The organism is Pseudomonas sp., from assembly GCF_050739775.1.
Classification (GTDB): domain Bacteria; phylum Pseudomonadota; class Gammaproteobacteria; order Pseudomonadales; family Pseudomonadaceae; genus Aquipseudomonas.
Genome location: NZ_JBOICA010000010.1, coordinates 44,540 through 65,132 on the forward strand (window position 1 = coordinate 44,540; position 20,593 = coordinate 65,132).

The window sequence follows — 20,593 nt, forward strand, 5'->3', positions numbered from 1 at the left end:
GGCATTCCTGTTCCGGCGCCAGTCAAAGCCTAAACAAGGAACCGCCGATGAGCGCCAGCACAACTGCAACAACACGTCACGACTGGTCCCTGGCCGAGGTCAAGGCCCTGTTCCAGCAGCCGTTCAATGACTTGCTGTTCCAGGCGCAGACCGTGCACCGCGCGCACTTTGACGCTAACCGTGTGCAAGTTTCGACCCTGCTGTCGATCAAGACCGGTGCCTGCCCGGAAGATTGCAAATATTGTCCACAGTCCGGTCACTACAACACCGGGCTGGAAAAACAGAAGCTGATGGAAGTGCAGAAGGTCCTTGAAGAGGCGGCCCGGGCCAAGGCCATTGGTTCTACCCGGTTCTGCATGGGCGCGGCCTGGAAACACCCATCGGCCAAAGACATGCCTTACGTGCTGCAGATGGTCAAAGGGGTCAAGGCCATGGGCCTGGAAACCTGCATGACCCTGGGCAAGCTCGACCAGGAGCAGACCCAGGCGTTGGCTGAGGCCGGGCTGGATTACTACAATCACAACCTCGACACCTCGCCGGAGTTCTACGCCAGCATCATCACCACCCGTACTTACAGCGAGCGCCTGCAGACTTTGTCTTACGTGCGTGAGGCTGGGATGAAGATCTGCTCGGGCGGGATCCTGGGCATGGGCGAGTCGCTGGACGACCGTGCCGGCTTGTTGATCCAACTGGCCAATCTGCCGGAGCACCCGGAATCGGTGCCGATCAACATGCTGGTGAAAGTGGCCGGTACACCGCTGGAAAACGCCGAAGAGGTCGACCCGTTCGACTTTATCCGCATGCTCGCCGTGGCGCGGATCCTGATGCCAAAATCCCATGTGCGGCTGTCGGCCGGACGCGAGGCGATGAACGAGCAGATGCAGGCCCTGGCCTTCTTTGCTGGCGCCAACTCGATTTTCTACGGCGAGAAACTGCTGACCACCGCCAACCCGCAGGCCGACAAGGACATGCAGCTGTTCGCCCGCTTGGGCATCCAGCCTGAAGCCCGTGAAGAGCATGCTGACGAAGTCCACCAGGCGGCCATCGAACAGGCGCTGATCGAACAGAAGAGCAGCGAACTGTTCTACAACGCCGCCTCGGCCTGAGGCGACCATGGCTTTTGACCTTCGTGCGCGGCTGGAACAACGTCGCGCTGCCGACCTGTACCGTCAGCGGCCGTTGCTGCAGAGCCCGCAAGGTCCTGAAGTGGTGGTCGATGGTCAGCCGTTGCTGGCCTTTTGCAGCAACGATTACCTGGGCCTGGCCAACCATCCTGAAGTGATCGCCGCCTGGCGCGCCGGTGCCGAGCGCTGGGGTGTGGGGGGGGGGGCTTCGCACCTGGTGATCGGTCACAGCACCCCGCATCACGAGGTGGAAGAGGCGCTGGCCGAACTCACCGGGCGACCGCGCGCTTTGCTTTTTTCCACAGGCTACATGGCCAATCTTGGCGCCTTGACCGCGCTGGTGGGCCAGGGCGATACGGTACTGCAGGATCGCCTCAACCACGCCTCGCTGCTCGATGCCGGGCTGCTCAGTGGGGCGCGTTTCAACCGTTACCTGCACAACGATGCGACCAGCCTGGCCAGCCGCCTGGACAAGGCGGTGGGCAACACCCTGGTGGTGACCGATGGGGTCTTCAGCATGGATGGCGACATTGCCGACCTGCCAGCCCTGGCCGCGACAGCCAAGGCCCGCGACGCCTGGTTGATGGTCGATGATGCCCACGGCCTGGGCACGCTGGGCCGTAACGGTGGCGGGCTTGTCGAGCATTTCGGCTTGAGCCATGAGCAGGTGCCGGTGTTGATCGGTACCCTGGGCAAGGCATGCGGCACCGCCGGTGCCTTTGTCGCTGGCAGCGAGGAACTGATCGAATGCCTGATTCAGTTCGCCCGTCCTTACATCTATACCACCAGCCAGCCACCTGCTTTGGCTTGTGCCACCTTGCGCAGCCTGCAACTGCTGCGCAGCGAGCACTGGCGACGCGAGCACCTGGTGGCGCTGATCCAGCAGTTTCGCAGCGGCGCCGAGCAGATCGGCTTGCAGTTGATGGACAGCTTCACGCCGATTCAGCCGATCCTGATCGGTGACAGTACGCGAGCCTTGCGCCTTTCGCAGATGCTGCGCGAGCGCGGCTTGCTGGTCACTGCGATCCGTCCACCGACGGTACCGGCCGGTAGCGCGCGCCTGCGGGTAACCTTGAGCGCGGCGCACAGTGCGGCTCAAGTGCAGCTATTGTTGGAGGCATTGGCCGACTGTTATCCGCTGCTGGAGCCTGCTGATGCGTAACCGACTTGTACTATTGCCGGGCTGGGGCCTGGGGCGTTCGGCGTTACAGCCATTGGTGGCGACGTTGTGCGCCATCGACCCCGGCTTGCAGGTCGAGATCCAGGACCTGCCCAGTCTGGTGTCGAGGGACCCGAAGGATTGGCTCGACAAACTTGATCGGCAATTGCCACGCAATGCCTGGCTCGGCGGCTGGTCACTGGGCGGTATGCTCGCCGCCGAACTGGCAGCACGGCGTGGTGATGAGTGCTGCGGGCTGATCACCCTGGGCAGTAACCTCAGCTTTGTCAGCCGCTCTGACTGGCCTCACGGCATGGCGGTGGACACCTTCCAGACCTTTCTCGAAGGCTGTCGCTATCACCCCAAGGTCACCCTCAAACGCTTTATTTCACTGTGCAGCCAGGGGGCTGAAGAACCTCGCAGCCTGGCCCGCCTGCTCAGTGCCGGGATGCCCGAGCCTGCCCCCGAACAGCTGGTGGCCGGGCTCGAAGTGCTTGGTCAACTCGATACCCGAGCTGCGCTGCAAGCCTATGGCGGCCCACAACTGCATTTGTTCGCCGGCCGTGATGGGCTGGTACCGGCCGAAGTCGCCGGGGTGTTGCTCGAAGAACTGCCCGACGTGGAAGTCGGGCTGCTGGAAGACAGTGCTCATGGTTTTGTGATGGAAACACCTCATGAGTTGGCGGCAGCAATCAAGGCCTTTGTACATGAGAGTGGTGATGACTGATCTTTCCCAGCCGGGCCTGCCCGGTGCCTTGCCCGACAAGCGCCAGGTCGCTGCCTCGTTCTCGCGCGCAGCTGCCAGCTACGACAGCGTCGCCGAATTGCAACGCGCGGTAGGCAGTGCGCTGCTCGAACAACTGCCCACCAGCGTTGCACCACAACGCTGGCTGGACCTGGGCAGTGGCACCGGCTATTTCAGCCGCACCTTGCACAGCCGCTTCCCCCAGGCCGCAGGCGTTGCCGTGGATATCGCCGAAGGCATGCTCCAGCACGCCTGCGTGCAAGGTGGGGCGCATTACCATGTGGCTGGCGATGCCGAGCGTTTGCCGCTGCAGGACGCTAGCGTTGGCCTGATCTTTACCAGCTTGGCGGTGCAATGGTGTGGTGATTTTCGCGCCGTGCTCAGTGAAGCCCGGCGGGTCTTGCAACCGGGCGGTGTACTGGCCTTTGCCAGTCTCTGTGCTGGCACGCTGCATGAGCTGCGCGCGAGCTGGCAGGCGGTCGACGGCCTGGTGCATGTCAATCGCTTCCGGCGCCTGGAGGACTACCAGCGTCTGTGCGCCGAGAGCGAACTGCAGGTGCTGAGCCTGGAGGTGCGCCCGCATGTGCTGCACTATCCGGACGTGCGCAGCCTGACCCACGAACTCAAGGCTCTCGGTGCCCACAACCTCAATCCCGGACGCCCGGCCGGCCTCACAGGACGTGCGCGGATGCAGGGGCTGTTGCAGGCCTACGAACGCTTTCGCCACCCCCAAGGACTACCGGCTACCTACCAGGTAGTCTACGGTGTACTGCAAAAGCCGCCGGTAGAAGGGGATTAAGATGAGTCCGGCCTATTTCATCGCAGGAACCGATACCGACGTCGGCAAGACCACCATCGCCGCCGGTCTGCTGCATGCCGCGCACCTGGCCGGGTTTAGCACCTTGGGCGCCAAGCCGGTGGCGTCGGGCTGCGAGGTCAGCAGCAAGGGCCTGCGCAATGCCGATGCCATGGCGCTGATTGCCGAAAGCTCGCTCAAGCTGCCCTATGAACAGGTAAATCCATTCGCCTTCGAGCCGGCCATTGCGCCGCACCTGGCTGCGCGCGAAGCGGGCGTTGCGCTGGACGTGCAGGCCTTGTTGGCGCCGATGCGTGCGGTGCTGGCGCAGGGCGCTGACTTCACCTTGATCGAAGGGGCTGGTGGCTGGCGCGTACCATTGTCTGGCCACGCCAATCTGTCGGACCTGGCCATTGCCTTGAAACTGCCAGTGATTCTGGTCGTCGGCGTGCGCCTGGGCTGTATCAACCATGCCGTGCTCAGCGCTGAAGCGATTGCCCGCGATGGACTGCAACTGGCTGGCTGGGTCGCGAACATTGTCGATCCTCGCACCTCGCGTCTTGAAGAGAACCTTGCGAGCCTGGCCGAACGTTTGCCTGCCCCTTGTCTGGGGCGGGTACCCAAGCTCAAGCAGGTAACGGCTGAAGCGGTGGCCGCCCACCTGCAACTGGACCTGCTAGACTGACGGTCGCCTATCATAAGGCACATGGCCATTAGTGTTTTCAACGGGCCTTTTGCCGGTGAGTCTGCTTCAATGGAGGTTGTTCGCCTTCAGCATCATGGAGTTTCGACATGGAAATCTCAGGCAACTCAGCATTCTACGCAGGGCTCGGTGCGATCCAGGCTGGGCAGAACCGTGTCGATCAGGCCGCCGGCCAGATCGCCAACACTACCGTTGAACGCGCAGCCACCAGCCAGTCCAGTGACTATCAGGCCGAGCGCCTGCGCGCGGTTGATCGTAGCCAGCAGATGGACCTGGCCACCAGCAGTGTGGAAATGGCCCTGGGCAAGCATCAGGTCGAATTGGGTGTCAAAGTGGCCAAAGCGTCGGACGAAATGCTCGGCACGTTGATCGACACCTACGCCTGACCCTCCCGCCGCACGAACTACGCGTCTTCAACTAATCTTTGAGTATCAGTGCCTTGGCCTTGTTGGCAGGCGCTCGGGTGCGCGTTCGTGGGTCTTTTTGCCCGAGCAACCGCGCAGTCTTGCATGACCGAACTGCCCTCTGGTTGATGCTTGACAAGTTTTCGGCGTAAACGTATGTTTCAAACAACTGTTTGACCGAAAGCCGCCAAGAGCTGGTCGGTCTGTCGCGGTCTCCCTATCCAGGATTTATCAGCAGAGGTTCATCGCTATGCCTGATTACAAAGCCCCCTTGCGTGATATTCGCTTCGTTCGTGACGAGCTGCTCGGTTATGAAGCGCATTATCAGAGCCTGCCGGCTTGCCAGGACGCCACTCCAGACATGGTCGATGCCATCCTTGAGGAAGGCGCCAAGTTTTGTGAACAGGTGCTGGCCCCGCTGAACCGTGTCGGTGACCTGGAAGGCTGCACCTGGAGCGAGTCGGGTGTGAAGACCCCGACCGGTTTCAAGGAAGCCTACAATCAGTTCGTCGAAGGCGGCTGGCCGAGCCTGGCCCATGACGTCGAGCATGGCGGTCAAGGTCTACCTGAGTCGCTGGGCCTGGCGATCAGCGAAATGGTCGGTGAGTCGAACTGGTCCTGGGGCATGTACCCTGGCCTGTCCCACGGTGCGATGAACACCATCTCCGAGCACGGTACCCCCGAGCAGCAAGAGACCTACCTGACCAAACTGGTGTCCGGCGAGTGGACCGGCACCATGTGCCTGACCGAGCCTCACTGCGGTACCGACCTGGGCATGCTGCGCACCAAGGCCGAACCTCAGGCCGACGGTTCCTACAAGGTTACCGGCACCAAGATCTTCATCTCGGCCGGTGAGCACGACATGGCCGGTAACATCGTCCACATCGTTCTGGCTCGCCTGCCCGACGCACCGGCTGGCACCAAAGGTATCTCGCTGTTCATCGTGCCGAAGTTCATGCCGACCGCCGAAGGCACCGTCGGTGAGCGCAACGCCGTATCTTGTGGCTCCATCGAGCACAAGATGGGCATTCACGGTAACGCCACCTGCGTGATGAACTTCGACGCAGCGACTGGCTACCTGATCGGCCCGGCCAACAAAGGCCTGAACTGCATGTTCACCTTCATGAACACTGCTCGCCTGGGTACCGCGCTGCAAGGCCTGGCCCACGCTGAAGTAGCGTTCCAGGGCGGCCTGAAATACGCTCGCGACCGCCTGCAAATGCGCTCGCTGACTGGCCCGAAAGCGCCGGACAAAGCGGCTGATCCGATCATCGTTCACCCTGATGTACGTCGCATGCTGCTGACCATGAAGGCCTTCGCCGAAGGCAACCGCGCCATGGTTTACTTCACGGCCAAGCAGGTCGACATCGTCAAGTACAGCCAGGACGAAGAAGAGAAGAAGAAAGCCGATGCACTGCTGGCTTTCATGACCCCGATCGCCAAGGCATTCATGACCGAAGTCGGCTTCGAAGCGGCCAACCACGGCGTACAGATCTATGGCGGCCACGGCTTCATCGCCGAGTGGGGCATGGAACAGAACGTTCGCGACAGCCGCATCTCCATGCTGTACGAAGGCACCACCGGCATCCAGGCGCTGGACCTGCTCGGCCGTAAGGTGCTGATGACCCAGGGCGAAGCGCTCAAGGGTTTCACCAAGATCGTGCACAAGTTCTGCCAGGGCAACGAAGGCAACGAAGCGATCAGCGAGTTCGTCGCACCGCTGGCCCAGCTGAACAAAGAGTGGGGCGAGCTGACCATGAAGGTTGGTATGGCAGCGATGAAAGATCGCGAAGAAGTCGGTGCCGCCTCGGTGGACTACCTGATGTACTCCGGTTACGCCTGCCTGGCTTACTTCTGGGCCGACATGGCGCGCCTGGCTGCCGAGAAACTGGCTGCCGGCACCACTGAAGAAGCTTTCTACACTGCCAAGCTGCAGACTGCGCGCTTCTACTTCCAGCGCATCCTGCCGCGTACCCGCACCCACGTTGCCACCATGCTGTCGGGCGCCAACAACCTGATGGACATGAACGAAGAGCACTTCGGTCTCTCCTACTAAGTCATCTGCTATATCGAAAACGCCTGCCCTTACCGGCAGGCGTTTTTTTTGCCTCTCCCACATGAACTCATCTATTCATGTGCGCTGCCGATACATTAAAGGCACAATGCCATTATTGATCTGCCGGGTCGGAGATTACCCTTGTTTCGTTTATCCGCTGTACGCCCGAGCCACTTTCTGCCGCCAGTCTGTCTGCTGGTGTCAGGGCTCGCCGCCGCTTATGTAAGAGACCTCAACGTCTTCTTCACGTCGCTGTTCAATGTCTTGCCTACCTTGGTCCTGTTGCTGGGTGGCGCCTATTGCGCCGTGTATCGCCGTCAGCGCGAACTGTTCCTGATGGTCACGGTCTACATCGCCTATTTTCTGCTCGATACCCAGACCGATTTCTACCGCGACAATGGCCGGGTCCGAGAGGATGCGGCGGTGGTGTTCCATCTGGTCTGCCTGCTATTGCCGCTGATGTTCGCCCTGTACGCTGCCTGGCAGGAGCGCACCCATCTGTTCCAGGACATGGTTGCGCGTTTCGCCGTATTGCTGGCTGTCGGCAGCGTCGCCCTTGGCCTGGAGCAAAGTTTTCCACAGGCGTTATTAGGCTGGTTGGCAGAGATTCGCTGGCCGTCGCTGCATGGCCAGTGGATGAGCTTGATCCAGCTGGCTTATCCGGTGTTCTTCATTGCCTTCGTCCTGCTCGTGGTGCAGTACCTGCGTGAGCCCAGGCCTTTACATGCCGCGCAGGTCATCGGTCTGATCGGGATTTTCTGGATGTTGCCCAAGACCTTCATCCTGCCCTTCACCCTGAACATCATGTGCAGTCAGGTGATGCTGATGATCGCTGCGGCGGTTTCCCACGAGGCCTACCAGATGGCTTTTCGTGATGAACTCACCGGCCTGCCCGGGCGCCGGGCCCTCAACGAGCGCATGCAGCGCCTGGGGCGCAACTATGTGCTGGCGATGACGGATGTCGATCACTTCAAGAAATTCAACGATACCCATGGCCATGATGTCGGTGACCAGGTGCTGCGCCTGGTGGCCAGCAAGCTGTCCAAGGTGACCGGTGGCGGACGGGCCTATCGCTACGGTGGTGAGGAGTTCGCCCTGGTGTTTGCCGGTAAGAGTATCGAGGAGTGTATGCCGCATCTGGAGGCGGTGCGCGAGGTGATCGCCAACTACAACATCCAGTTGCGCAACCAGGACCACCGCCCCCAGGACGATCAACAAGGTCGCCAGCGCCGCGGGGCGTCAGAGGCTTGCAGTGTGTCGGTGACTATCAGTATTGGCGTGAGCGAGCGCCTGGTCGATCATCGTTCTCCTGACGAAGTGCTCAAGTCGGCGGACCAGGCGCTCTACAGCGCCAAGGGCGCGGGGCGTAACTGCGTCATGGCCTACGGTCATCAGGCCAAACGAGGTGCAGTGCGCACGGCGTGACCGAAATGGACTATATAGTCGCCAGATGACCCTATGTCTCGCAAAAGTTGTTCGGTTACACTGCTGGCATAACAGTGAAGCGGTCCTGCCGGACCGTCCCCGACTCAAGTGTGAGAGGTTGCCATGGCTGACTATAAAGCGCCCCTGCGCGATATGCGCTTCGTCCTCAATGAAGTCTTCGAAGTCGCCAAGCTCTGGGCTCAATTACCGGGCCTGGCCGAAGCTGTCGATGAGGATACCGCCTTGGCGGTGCTGGAGGAGGCCGGTAAGGTCACTGGCAAGAGCATCGCGCCGCTGAGCCGTAGCGGTGACGAAGAAGGTTGCCATTGGGACAACGGTGCCGTGCGCACCCCGGCCGGTTTCATCGAGGCCTACAAGACCTACGCTGAAGGTGGCTGGGTCGGGGTTGGTGGTGATCCTGCCTACGGTGGCATGGGCATGCCCAAGGTGATCTCGGCCCAGGTCGAGGAAATGGTCAACTCATCGAGCCTGGCTTTCGGCCTGTACCCGATGCTGACCGCCGGCGCCTGCCTGTCGATCAACGCTCACGCCAGCGACGAACTCAAGGAAAAGTACCTGCCGAACATGTACGCCGGTACTTGGGCAGGCTCCATGTGCCTGACCGAGCCGCATGCGGGGACGGACCTGGGCATCATCCGCACCAAGGCCGAGCCTCAAGCCGACGGTAGCTACAAAATCAGCGGCACCAAGATCTTCATTACCGGCGGTGAGCACGACCTGACCGAGAACATCATCCACCTGGTGCTGGCCAAGCTGCCGGATGCGCCAGCCGGGCCAAAGGGTATTTCCCTGTTTCTGGTGCCCAAGTTCATGGTCAACGCCGACGGCAGCCTGGGCGCGCGCAACCCGGCCAACTGCGGTTCGATCGAACACAAAATGGGCATTCAGGCCTCGGCCACCTGTGTGATGAACTTCGATGAAGCAGTGGGATACCTGGTCGGCGAGCCGAACAAGGGCCTGGCGGCGATGTTCACCATGATGAACTACGAGCGTCTTGGCGTGGGTATCCAGGGCTTGGCTTCAGCCGAACGTTCCTACCAGAACGCCATCGAGTACGCCCGCGACCGTCTGCAGAGCCGTGCACCTAGCGGCCCGCAAGCCCAGGACAAGGTCGCCGACCCGATCATCGTTCACCCGGACGTGCGGCGCATGCTGCTGACCATGAAGGCGTTGAACGAGGGCGGTCGCGCTTTCTCCACCTATGTCGCCATGCAACTGGACACCGCCAAGTTCAGCGAAGACGCGAGCACCCGTAAGCGCGCCGAAGACCTCGTTGCGTTGCTGACCCCGGTATCCAAGGCTTTCCTCACCGATCTCGGTCTGGAATCTACGGTGCATGGCCAGCAAGTGTTCGGCGGCCATGGCTACATTCGTGAATGGGGCCAGGAGCAACTGGTGCGTGATGTGCGCATCACCCAGATCTACGAAGGCACCAACGGCATCCAGGCGCTGGACCTGATGGGGCGCAAGGTGGTGGGTAGCGGCGGTGCGCTGTACAAACTGTTCGCCGACGAGATCCGCCATTTCACCGCCAGCGCCGGCAGTGAGTTGGGCGAGTTCGTCAAACCGCTGAACGCCGCCCTGGACAACCTCGACGACTTGACCGCCTGGGTGCTGGATCGAGTGAAAAACAACCCGAACGAAATCGGCGCAGCGTCGGTGGAGTACCTGCAGGTGTTCGGCTACACCGCTTATGCCTATATGTGGGCGTTGATGGCGCGCACGGCGCTGGGCAAGCAGGGCGAAGAAGATTTCTATGCCAGCAAACTGGGTACCGCTCGTTTCTACTTCGCCCGTCTGCTACCGCGTATCCACTCGCTCAGTGCTTCGGTAAAGGCCGGTAGCGAGTCGTTGTACCTGCTGGATGCGGCACAGTTCTGACAATAGCGCGTCGTGTAAGCATTTTCTTACACGACGTGGTGACTTTTCGCCTCTATCGAAAGATTGGATCCACAGTTAATCTTCTCACATGGACGTAGCGCAGGAAGCGCAAAGTACAGAACACGGACACGAAGGATTCCTGCCAGGATGGTGGGGCGAAATGGATGTCAGGGAAACAGTCTGCAAAGCCCCGCTTCGGCGGGGTTTTCTTTTGCCGGAAGAAAAGTTCCAGACCGGCATCAACCCAGCACATCCAGCGGCGATATCCCGATCTGCCTTGGGTCGGCTTCCTCTTCCAGCAGTGTGCGCAGCAGCTCGACCGATGCTTGCTGGCGCTGTGCATCGCGAAACACCAGACCGATCTTGAGCGGTACCCGTGGCTCGCTCAGCGGCTTCCAGAGCAGTTCCTGATCATCCTCGAGCACTTCCTTGGCGCGACCTGGCAGCACGGTAGCCAGCGAGGTGTGGCCGAGGCTGTCGAGAATCCCGCCCATATTGTTCATTTCTGCCTGCACCTGGGGCCGCCGACCTAGGTTGGCCAGTTGCGATTGCCAGATCTGCCGCACCTGGAACTCTTCGCCGAGCAGCAGCATGGGCAGCTCCGCAGCCTGCTTGAGCGAGACCTTCTTGAACTCACGCAGCGGGTGAGTGTTGGGGATTACAAGTTGCAGTTCGTCTTCGTACAGCAGCAAGCCATGTAGCCCTGGCTGGCGCGGTGGCAGGTAGCTGATGCCGATGTCCAGGCTGCCATTGAGCAGGCGCCGTTCGATCTCCAGGCCCGACAACTCGTAGATCTGCACCACCAGGTGCGGCTGGGCCTTGCGCACGCGGTCGAGCAGTTGCGGGACCAGGCTCGGGCGTACGGTTTGCAGCACACCAATGGCCAAGGTCCGCAGTGACTGACCCTTGAAGTTGCGCAGCGCCTCGCGGGCCCGCTGCAAGCCGTCGAGCAGAGGCAGGGCATGGTTGTACAAGGTATGCGCGGCAAGGGTCGGCAGCAGGCGCTTGTTGCCCCGCTCGAACAGGCTGACATCCAGGCTGTGCTCGAGTTGGCGAATCTGTTGAGACAGCGCCGGTTGCGACAACGACAGGCGCTCGGCGGCCCGGCCCACATGGCCTTCTTCGTAGACCGCGACGAAGTAACGCAGTTGGCGAAAATCCATAAGTGATACTTATCAAAAGTGCTCGAAAAACCAAATGGCCGTTAGCCGGTAATGCGCCTAGTCTATCCAGTATTCACAAGGCTTGCAGGGCCAAAAGGTGCGATGAACACTGTGTATCTTGATGTTGTTTACATAGGATTGGCAAAAGGGTTGAAAACATGAATCTGTTCAGTTTTCGACGCCCAACGCCCGTTGTGGCCGAGCGCAAGCCTGTGCCGGTTGTCGCAGCGACCCATGAAACACTGCCTCGCGATTGCCTGATGCCCGCCACTGAGCGCGCGCCGCAGGTGTTCGTTCGCGGTCAGGGTTCCTGGCTGTGGGACAGTGCAGGTCACGCCTATCTCGACTTCACTCAGGGCGGCGCGGTCAACAGTCTCGGTCATAGCCCCAGCGTGCTGGTCAAGGCCCTGGGCAGCCAGGCCCAGGCGCTGATCAATCCGGGCTCCGGCTTTCATAACCGAGGTTTGCTGAAGTTGGTCAACCTCCTCTGTCAGAGCACCGGCAGCGACCAGGCCTACCTGCTCAACAGCGGTGCCGAAGCCTGCGAAGGGGCGATCAAACTGGCGCGCAAGTGGGGCCAACTGCATCGTAATGGCGCCTACCACATCATCACCGCCAGCCAGGGCTGCCATGGGAGCAGCCTGGGGGCGTTGTCGGCTTCCGATCCGTCGCCGTGCAACCGTTGCGAGCCGAGCTTGCCAGGCTTCAGCAAGGTGCCGTTCAACGACCTGGAGGCGCTGCACGCGGCCGTCGATTCGCGCACCGTGGCGATCATGCTCGAACCTGTCCAGGGCGAAGCCGGGGTGATTCCGGCGACCGCCGCCTACCTCCAGGGCGTCGAACGTCTGTGCCGCGAGCTGGGTATCTTGTTGATTCTCGATGAAGTGCAGACCGGTGTTGGTCGTTGCGGTGCCTTGCTTGCCGAGCAGACCTACGGCGTCCGTGCCGACATCATCACCCTGGGCAAGGGCCTGGGTGGCGGTGTGCCGCTGGCGGCGTTGCTGGCTCGTGGCAGTGCCTGTTGCGCCGAAGCCGGTGAGCTTGAAGGTAGCCACCACGGCAATGCGTTGATGAGCGCCGCGGGCCTGGCGGTGCTGGAGACTGTTCTGGAGCCGGGCTTCTTCGAGCAGGTCCAGGATTCCGGACGGCACTTGCGCGATGGCCTGAGCCGCCTGGCTGGTCGTTATGGCCAGAGCGAAGTCCGCGGTCAAGGCTTGCTGTGGGCACTGCAACTGAGCGAAGACAATGCCGCCGAACTGGTCAAGGCAGCGCTCCAGGAAGGCTTGTTGCTCAACGCCCCGCAACCCGATGTGCTGCGCTTGTCGCCAGCATTGACGGTGAGCAAGGGCAACATCGACGAAATGCTCCTGCGCCTGGCCAGGGCCTTTGCCCGAGTGCATTCGGCGCAACAGCACCAACGGCGTGAAGCCACTGCCTGACCAGCCTTCGATCCTGCGAATTTTCCGAACCGTCTCGCGTTCCTGCGCATCGCCCCGGGGCCTGTAGTTTGGCTTGGGGCGTTTTTTTATCCGTGATTTGCCGGTTGAACCCTGGTACAGCGCTACAGATGGGGCCTTAACTGTCCCCCAGCACCTGCCGATAAAACTTCCATTCCTCTTCCAGCGCATGGGCCAGATTGGCCGCAGTGCGAAAACCGTGACGTTCTGACGGGTAGAAATGCCCTTCGGCGCGAATGCCATTGGCCTTGAGTGCTGCGAGCATCGAGCGGGTCTGCTCGGGCACCACCACGGCATCCAGCTCGCCCTGAAAGAAGATCACTGGCACCTTGATACATGAGGCATGCAGCAACGGCGTACGTTGCCGGTAGCGCTCGGCATCTGCAAGCGGATCGCCGATCAGCCAGTCCAGGTAGTCACCTTCGAATTTGTGTGTGGCCCGGGCCAGGGCCTGGGGATCGCTGACGCCATACAGGCTGGCACCGGCGCGGAAGACATCGTGAAAAGCCAGGGCACACAGGGTGGTGTAGCCACCGGCACTGCCGCCGCGGATAAACGCCTGGGTGGGGTCAATCAGGTTACGCCCGGCCAGATGCTCGACCACCGCGCAGGCATCTTCGACATCGATTTCGCCCCAGCGCAGGTGCAGAGCCTGGCGATAGGCCCGGCCGTAGCCACTGCTGCCACGGTAGTTGAGATCAGCCACGGCAAAGCCACGCTGGGTCCAGTACTGGATGCGCGGGTCGAGTGCCGGGTAGCAGGCCGAGGTCGGACCGCCATGAATGAACACGATCAAGGGCGGCCGTTTGGCACCGTTCATGGCCGGGTAGAAGAAACCATAGGCGGTGCCATCGCCGCTGGGGTAGCACAATGACTGTGGACGACTGATGCGTTCTGCGGGCAAGGGCGGCGCGCCACCGGCCAGGACCTGTACGCGATGCTCCACGCGGTCGATGGCAATGACCGCAGACGGGCTGGTGGGCGACGCGGCGATGGCGTAGAGATAATCCTGATCCAGGTCCAGACAGCGCAAACGGCTGTAGTCGGTTTCCACCTGCTGCTGCGAACCATCGGCATGACAAAGGCCCAAACGACTGAAGCCGTCTTCGAGCCAGGTGGCCAGGTAATGATGTTCACCCAGCGGTAGCCAGGTACAGGCACCCAGTTGCCAGGGGGCTGCCGCGTGATCGGCGTCTACCGCCGGTAGTGCACTCCAGCCCTGGGCGGTTTCCCCCCAGGGTTGCCAGTAACCGTTGCGATCGGACAGGCAGTACAGGCGGCCACGCCCATCGAAGCGTGGCTGCTGCAGGGATTGCGCCGGGCCTTGGTTGCCGGCGATGCAGCGTGGCTCACCCCACCGACCATCATTCATTCGCTCGCGGCAGAGCAGGCGGGTAGCGGTCCAGGGCTGTTCGGGCCGGCTCCACTCGATCCACGCCAAGCGCGAGCCATCGGCACTCAGGGTTGGCGCGGCATAGAAATCCGCGCCTTCGGCCAGCACCTCTCGCTGCTGCGCAGCGATTGCCACCAGGCGGTGTTCGACCTGACCTGGCGCATGGGTTTCTTCCACGGCCAGGACCTGGCCTGCGGCCCAGCGTAGATCGCCGTAACGGCGCTCGCCCTGGGTGAGCGGTTGAGGCGCGCCACCTGGCAGATCCTGGGTGTAGAGCTGCTGGTCGGCCTCGTTGACGAACACCAGGCCTGCATCGTTCAGGCAGAAGCTGCCACCGCCGTACTCGTAGACCCGGCTGCGCACGCTGAAGCCATCCGGGGTCAGGCAATGGGCCTGGCCGTTACGCCAGTGCCAGATCCGGCAGGCACCATCGTGCGGACGGAATTCATTCCAGAACAAACCCTGGGGACCGACCCGCAGTTCGGCGAAGTCGGTGCCGGCGGCCACCGCCTGTTCGGCGCTAAAACGTTCAGCCGCGGGCGATGACACGGGCATTTCGCTCATTGCGGAAGGTCAACTGATCAATGTTCAATTGGGCGTGCTCGGCTTCTTCGCGGGCCTTGAGGATGATGCCGTGCTCCGCTGATTTGGCGCACACCGGGTCGGCATTGCTGGCGTCGCCGGTGAGCATGAAGGCCTGACAGCGGCAGCCGCCGAAGTCCTGTTCTTTTTCATCGCACGAGCGGCACGGCTCGGGCATCCAGTCATAGCCGCGAAAGCGGTTGAAGCCGAACGAGTCGTACCAGATGCGCTGCATGCTGTGCTCGCGCACGTTGGGAAACTGCACCGGTAGCTGACGGGCGCCGTGGCACGGCAGCGCGGTGCCGTCCGGGGTCACTGTGAGGAACACGCTGCCCCAGCCGTTCATACAGGCTTTGGGGCGTTCTTCGTAGTAGTCCGGGGTGACGAAAATCAGCTTGCACGGGTTGCCGGCAGCCTTGAGTTGCTCCCGGTACTCGTTGGTGATGCGTTCGGCCCGCTCCAGCTGCGCGCGGGTCGGCAACAAGCCGACGCGGTTCAGGTGGGCCCAGCCATAGAACTGGCAGGTGGCCAATTCAACGAAGTCGGCCTCAAGGGCGATACACAGTTCGATAATGCGGTCGATCTTGTCGATGTTGTGCCGGTGGGTGACGAAGTTCAGCACCATCGGATAGCCGTGGGCTTTGACCGCCCGGGCCATTTCGAGCTTCTGCGCGAAGGCCTTTTTTGAGCCTGCCAGCAGGTTGTTGACCTGTTCGTCGCTGGCCTGAAAGCTGATCTGGATGTGGTCCAGGCCGGCCGCTTTGAAGGCCGCGATCTTCTGCTCGGTCAGGCCGATGCCGGAGGTGATCAGGTTGGTGTAGTAACCCAGGCGTCGGCCTTCACCGATCAACTCGGCCAGGTCCTGACGCACCAGCGGCTCACCGCCGGAAAAGCCCAACTGCGCAGCACCCATTTCCCGCGCTTCGGCCATCACCTTGAACCACTGCCCGGTCGTCAGCTCCTGGCCCTGGGCGGCGAAGTCCAGCGGGTTGGAGCAATACGGGCATTGCAGCGGGCAACGATAGGTCAGCTCGGCGAGCAGCCACAGCGGCAGGCCGACTTCGGGTTTTGCCGGTACTTCACTCAAGGACGATCCAGTGTTCGGCACGGGCGACCTCCATGAATTGCTCGATGTCGTCACCGAGCTCGGGTACACCGGGGAACTGCTTGTCCAGCCCGGCAATGATCGTTGCCACATCACGCTGGCCATCGATCAGCCCGCCGATCAGCGCTGCGCTTTCATTGAGTTTGATCATGCCCTCGGGGTAGAGCAGGACATGCGCCTTTTGCGCCGGCTCGTACTGGAAACGATAACCCGGGCGCCATTTCGGGGTGAGTGCGCGATCAAAACTCATAGGGCGATTCCTTTGTGCCAGACCCGTTCGCTGGTGACACTATGATAGGGCGGGCGGTTCAGCTCATAGGCCATGCTCATGGCATCGAGCATGCTCCAGAGAATGTCCAGCTTGAACTGCAGGATCTCCAGCATGCGCTGCTGGCCCTCAACTGTAGTGTAGTGCTGCAGGGTGATTGCCAGTCCGTGCTCGACATCACGGCGAGCCTGCCCCAGGCGAGTTCGGAAATATTCGTAGCCGGCCGGATCGATCCACGGATAGTGCTGCGGCCAGCTGTCCAGGCGCGACTGGTGGATCTGCGGCGCGAACAGCTCGGTCAGCGAACTGCTGGCCGCCTCCTGCCAGCTGGCGCGACGAGCGAAGTTGACATAGGCATCGACGGCAAAGCGCACGCCGGGTAGCACCAGTTCCTGAGAGCGCAGCTGGTCGGGGTCGAGGCCAACCGCCTGGCCCAGACGCAACCAGGCTTCGATGCCGCCGTCTTCGCCAGGTGCGCCGTCATGGTCGAGCAGGCGCTGGACCCACTCACGGCGGATCTCGCGGTCCGGGCAGTTGGCTAGGATCGCGGCATCCTTGAGTGGGATGTTGACCTGATAGTAGAAGCGGTTGGCAACCCAGCCCTGGATCTGTTCGCGGCTGGCGCGGCCTTCATACATCGCCACATGGTAGGGGTGATGGGTGTGGTAATAGGCACCCTTGGCGCGCAGGGCCTGTTCGAATTCGGCGGGGGACAGTGCTTTGGCGTCGCTCATGTCGGCTCCTGCTAGAGGCTGATACTCATGCCGTCGAAGGCGACTTCGACGCCACGGCGAGTGAGTTCGGCGCGTTCGGCCGAGTCTTCATCGAGAATCGGGTTGGTGTTGTTGATGTGGATAAGCACCTTGCGTTGCGCTGGGAAGCCTTCCAGCACTTCCAGCATCCCGCCTGGGCCATTCTGCGCCAGATGACCCATTTCCCGTCCGGTGCGTGTGCCGACACCACGGCGCTGCATCTCATCATCCTCCCACAGAGTGCCGTCGACCAGCAGGCAATCGGCCTCATGCATCATCTGCAGCAGATGGTCATCCACCTGGCCCAGGCCCGGGGCGTAGAAGAGTTTGCCGCCAGTGCGCAGGTCTTCGACCATCAGCCCAAGGTTGTCGCCCGGGTGCGGGTCGAAGCGGTGTGGCGAGTAGGGCGGCGCGGCACTGCGCAACGGGAAGGGGCTGAAACGCAGGTTCGGGCAGGCGTCGATGACGAAGCTGCCTTGCAGTTCAATGCGCTTCCACTGCAGGCCGCCGTTCCAGTGGCTGAGCATGCTGAACAGCGGAAAGCCGGTGCTCAGGTCCTGGTGGACCATCTCGGTGCACCAGACCTGATGCGGGCAGCCTTCACGCAAGCTCAGCAGGCCGGTGGTGTGATCGATCTGGCTGTCGAGCAGGACGATGGCGTCGATGCCGCTGTCGCGCAGGGCGCGTGCGGGCTGCATGGGCGCGAAGGCTTGCAGTTGCGCGCGGATATCCGGCGAGGCGTTGCACAGCACCCAGTGGACACCGTCGTCAGACAGGGCAATCGACGACTGGGTACGCGCCGAAGCGCGCAAGGTACCGTCGCGAAAGCCTTTGCAGTTCACGCAGTTGCAGTTCCACTGCGGGAATCCGCCACCGGCGGCGGAACCTAGAATCTGGATGTACATGGCCACTCCTGCCGCGTCTTGAAATAAAAACGCCCCGGCTGACCGAGGCGTTGTAACGCAAGCAAACTCAGCGGCTAGCGAAATACATGGTCACTTCAAAGCCGATACGCAGATCAGTGTAAGCAGGTTTGGTCCACATGGGATTGCTCCTTCCGGATAGGTCTGGGGTTGCACAGCTACTTGTTTAGTCCACCCTCGAGACGAAGGGTTCCAATAGCCGAGATTGCGCTATCTTACTAAAAAAATGCTGTGCTGAATGGTTAAATCTACGATAAGCGCCGTTACATATCTGGTAAAGATCATGCTGTTGTCCAGTCGCCTTCTGGCGCAGGGCCATTGGCCAGGCACAGCCACCCTTGTCTGGCGTGCAGCAGATCATCGGCGCACTGTCGCAGCATTCCATCATCTACGCGCAGAATCGCTGCCTGCAGGTCGTCCAGGCTTGCCTGGCTGCGGTGCGCCAGTTGCGCCTGCCAAGCCCACTCGGCGACGTCGTTATTGCTCATGCTAGCTTCGCTCAACTGTTCGGCAAGAGCCTGACGGACCTCGGTGTTACAGCTCAGGGTAGACGACAGGGGCGTGAGAAACTCATGGATATGGCTGAAGATCTGTTCGTGGCTGGCGTTTGGCGACTGTACGCCGAACAGCAGGCCGCTACAGCCCTGTAGCTGACGGAAGGCACTGAAGACGGCGTAACCCAGTTGCAGCTCAACGCGCAGGCGCTGGTAGAACGACCCCTGAATCTGTTGTGCCAGCAAGCGGGCGCCAGCCTCGTCAGTAACCGCTACGGGACAGAACAGCAGCAGTGCCTGTTCGCTGGCGAGGGGGGGCAGCATCTGCCAGCGCCGAACAGCCTCCAGAACCATTGGGCGATGCCCGCCCGGACGCCCAGGGACGTTCTGCAAGGCAGCATTGAGCGCTTGTTGCGCTCGCTCGCCGAATCCTGTGGCCATGGCCTGCCATCGGGCGGGTGCCCATGCGGCCTGCAGGTCGCTCTGGCTGAGAGTACAAGCGGGCAAGGGGGCGTCATTGCGGCCGATGAGCTGTTCGGGAAGTTCTCGGAGCAAGGCGCGGATCGGCATGGCATCGGCTTCGCTCGCAGGCTTCGCGGTCCAGCTGGATGCACACGGGTGTTGCAGTACTGCCAGCGCCTCACGTGTCACTGTGACCAGCGCTTCAGGTACGCCAGCGCAACGCATTTGCCAGAACTCGCGACAACTGTCGAACTGCAACGTGACGCCAACCCTGGCCGCGCGTTCACGCAGTGGCTGCAATGCCCGGTCGAGGACCTGCCAGAGTCGATCGCATACGGTAGCAGTCAGCTGCCAGCGCAGGTAGACGACGCCATGCTGGCGTACCGGCGACAGTAGCGGGCTTAAAGACAGACCCGTGGGGGCCAGGGTGGCGAGGTGGTCGGGGTGATGCGCGTTGAGCAAGGGTTCTGGGGCAGGCAGATGCCACGGTTCAGCGCACAACGGCGAAGTGCCTTCCAGCAGGCTGTCGAGCAAGCTGTCCAAGGCGTGCCGGGCTTGCTTGCTCAAGGCCTCATAAGGTCGGGCGGCATTGTCACGGCATGCCAGGTCCAAGGCTGTCGCCGCCTGAGCGCGGCACTGTTGCAAACTTGCGTATTCCTCGTACAGCGTTGACCGGTCCACGTCGCGGAAAAACCTCAACCAGTCCTGCAGCAGCCCCTGTGCCTGGTCGCTTACGGCAGCATTGTTGAGCTTCAGGCGGGTGCGCAGCAGTGCCTGACCGGCAAAGCTGTACAGCGACGAGAACTCGAGTGATTGCAACCAGTCGCGCTGACGAAGCGCCGCCAGTAGTCCGCCTGCGCGGGCGTCAGTTAGCCAGGTGGTGAGAAAGTCGATGGCCTGCTCCATGCCCACAGGTTGTTGCTCGACGGCATACAGCAGGTCCAGTTGCTGACCAAGCAGTTGTGGCACGAGCCTGTCGTCGACAAGCTTTGGTGGTACAGCCTGCTTGATCTGCTCACCCGTGGCCAGGCAGTTTGCAGCGCCGCGTGCCAGCGCTTCGAGTTGCTCAAGGCTTTGCGGCCCGCTCAGGCTCAGGATCATTTGTCCTGCCTGGTAGTAACGTTGGTGAAAACCCTGCAAGGCTGTCTGAAAGTCACGGCTGTGTACGGGCAGGCTGTAGCGGTTGCCCGCCTGGAAACCACTCAGAGGATGCTGCCTGAAAGCCCTCTGCAGCAGGGCGAACTGGGCCTGGGCCTGGGGATTGCGTGACCAGGCGATGAATTCGGCATGGATCACTTCGCGTTCGCGCAACTGGCGTTGTTGGTCAAAAACGGGCCGGGCGAGCATTTCGCACAAGCGCTCAAGGCCGCCGGCAAACGCCGCTTGCGGAACTTCGAAAAAGTAGTCGGTGGTGCGCTCGCGTGTGCTGGCATTGACCTGGCCGCCATGACGTTGCACATAACGCATCAGGCCATCGTCGACGGGAAAGCGGTCATTACCGAGAAACAGCAGGTGTTCGAGAAAGTGCGCGAGCCCCCCATAAGCACGCGGAGCATCATGACTGCCGGCCATGACCCGCACGGCGGCGGCACAGCGTTTTAGCTGCGGGGCATGACGCAGGGTGACCTGCAGGCCATTGTCGAGGATGAGGTGGTGCACAGTGCTGGGCATGACGGTTCC

Annotated in this window: 18 protein-coding genes; 10 read left to right on the top strand and 8 right to left on the bottom strand. The window is 61.7% G+C overall.

All coding sequences use genetic code 11. The features are described 5' to 3' along the window. Positions 1 to 47 precede the first annotated feature (47 nt). From bioB to ACRESH_RS07510, 9 genes are all read left to right on the top strand, one after another. Positions 48 to 1,106, top strand: coding sequence for a biotin synthase BioB (gene bioB / locus ACRESH_RS07470; protein ID WP_431741376.1), 1,059 nt, complete (start codon positions 48 to 50; stop codon positions 1,104 to 1,106). 7 nt (positions 1,107 to 1,113) lie between these two features. Beyond that, positions 1,114 to 2,286, top strand: coding sequence for an 8-amino-7-oxononanoate synthase (gene bioF / locus ACRESH_RS07475; protein WP_431741377.1), 1,173 nt, complete (start codon positions 1,114 to 1,116; stop codon positions 2,284 to 2,286). Beyond that, a complete protein-coding gene (locus tag ACRESH_RS07480) occupies positions 2,279 to 3,010 on the top strand; it encodes an alpha/beta fold hydrolase (protein ID WP_431741378.1) in 732 nt (243 codons plus the stop codon). Before bioF ends, ACRESH_RS07480 begins: the two co-directional genes overlap by 8 nt. Next, positions 3,003 to 3,827: a malonyl-ACP O-methyltransferase BioC gene (gene bioC / locus ACRESH_RS07485; protein ID WP_431741379.1), complete on the top strand. Its 825-nt coding sequence runs from the start codon at positions 3,003 to 3,005 to the stop codon at positions 3,825 to 3,827. Before ACRESH_RS07480 ends, bioC begins: the two co-directional genes overlap by 8 nt. A 1-nt stretch (position 3,828) precedes the next feature. Beyond that, positions 3,829 to 4,509, top strand: a complete 681-nt coding sequence (bioD, locus tag ACRESH_RS07490) for a dethiobiotin synthase (protein ID WP_431741380.1) — start codon at positions 3,829 to 3,831, stop codon at positions 4,507 to 4,509. 107 nt (positions 4,510 to 4,616) lie between these two features. Beyond that, a complete protein-coding gene (locus tag ACRESH_RS07495) occupies positions 4,617 to 4,913 on the top strand; it encodes a pyrroloquinoline quinone biosynthesis protein PqqE (RefSeq protein WP_431741381.1) in 297 nt (98 codons plus the stop codon). A 268-nt stretch (positions 4,914 to 5,181) separates the two neighbouring features. Beyond that, positions 5,182 to 6,987, top strand: a complete 1,806-nt coding sequence (locus tag ACRESH_RS07500; RefSeq protein WP_431741382.1) for a phenylacyl-CoA dehydrogenase — start codon at positions 5,182 to 5,184, stop codon at positions 6,985 to 6,987. A gap of 141 nt (positions 6,988 to 7,128) precedes the next feature. After that, positions 7,129 to 8,412, top strand: coding sequence for a GGDEF domain-containing protein (locus ACRESH_RS07505; protein WP_431741383.1), 1,284 nt, complete (start codon positions 7,129 to 7,131; stop codon positions 8,410 to 8,412). Between the two features lie 123 nt (positions 8,413 to 8,535). After that, entirely contained in the window at positions 8,536 to 10,314 is a 1,779-nt protein-coding gene (locus ACRESH_RS07510; protein ID WP_431741384.1) for an acyl-CoA dehydrogenase C-terminal domain-containing protein, read from the top strand. Between the two features lie 239 nt (positions 10,315 to 10,553). On the opposite strand, the gene ACRESH_RS07515 is transcribed toward ACRESH_RS07510, so the two are convergent. Continuing rightward, positions 10,554 to 11,477, bottom strand: a complete 924-nt coding sequence (locus tag ACRESH_RS07515) for a LysR family transcriptional regulator (RefSeq protein ID WP_431741385.1) — start codon at positions 11,475 to 11,477, stop codon at positions 10,554 to 10,556. A gap of 158 nt (positions 11,478 to 11,635) precedes the next feature. Here ACRESH_RS07515 and ACRESH_RS07520 point away from each other — a divergent pair, with 158 nt between their 5' ends. Beyond that, positions 11,636 to 12,916 (top strand): aspartate aminotransferase family protein, encoded by a 1,281-nt coding sequence (locus tag ACRESH_RS07520; RefSeq protein WP_431741386.1) that lies wholly within the window; start codon positions 11,636 to 11,638, stop codon positions 12,914 to 12,916. A gap of 136 nt (positions 12,917 to 13,052) precedes the next feature. Here the strand turns inward: ACRESH_RS07520 and ACRESH_RS07525 are convergent, their stop codons facing one another. The 7 genes from ACRESH_RS07525 to pqqF form a co-directional block, all read right to left on the bottom strand. Continuing rightward, positions 13,053 to 14,891 (bottom strand): S9 family peptidase, encoded by a 1,839-nt coding sequence (locus ACRESH_RS07525; protein WP_431741387.1) that lies wholly within the window; start codon positions 14,889 to 14,891, stop codon positions 13,053 to 13,055. Then, positions 14,857 to 16,017, bottom strand: coding sequence for a pyrroloquinoline quinone biosynthesis protein PqqE (gene pqqE / locus ACRESH_RS07530; RefSeq protein WP_431741388.1), 1,161 nt, complete (start codon positions 16,015 to 16,017; stop codon positions 14,857 to 14,859). Before pqqE ends, ACRESH_RS07525 begins: the two co-directional genes overlap by 35 nt. Next, entirely contained in the window at positions 15,989 to 16,264 is a 276-nt protein-coding gene (pqqD, locus tag ACRESH_RS07535) for a pyrroloquinoline quinone biosynthesis peptide chaperone PqqD (RefSeq protein WP_431741389.1), read from the bottom strand. The genes pqqE and pqqD overlap by 29 nt, the downstream gene beginning before the upstream one ends. After that, positions 16,261 to 17,016, bottom strand: coding sequence for a pyrroloquinoline-quinone synthase PqqC (pqqC, locus tag ACRESH_RS07540; RefSeq protein ID WP_431741390.1), 756 nt, complete (start codon positions 17,014 to 17,016; stop codon positions 16,261 to 16,263). Before pqqC ends, pqqD begins: the two co-directional genes overlap by 4 nt. A gap of 11 nt (positions 17,017 to 17,027) precedes the next feature. Then, on the bottom strand, positions 17,028 to 17,939 hold the full coding sequence (gene pqqB, locus ACRESH_RS07545) for a pyrroloquinoline quinone biosynthesis protein PqqB (protein ID WP_431741391.1): 912 nt from the start codon (positions 17,937 to 17,939) through the stop codon (positions 17,028 to 17,030). Positions 17,940 to 18,006: 67 nt separating this feature from the next. After that, positions 18,007 to 18,078, bottom strand: a complete 72-nt coding sequence (gene pqqA / locus ACRESH_RS07550) for a pyrroloquinoline quinone precursor peptide PqqA (protein WP_008365141.1) — start codon at positions 18,076 to 18,078, stop codon at positions 18,007 to 18,009. 160 nt (positions 18,079 to 18,238) lie between these two features. Continuing rightward, positions 18,239 to 20,584, bottom strand: coding sequence for a pyrroloquinoline quinone biosynthesis protein PqqF (gene pqqF / locus ACRESH_RS07555; protein WP_431741392.1), 2,346 nt, complete (start codon positions 20,582 to 20,584; stop codon positions 18,239 to 18,241). Between the last annotated feature and the right edge of the window lie 9 nt (positions 20,585 to 20,593).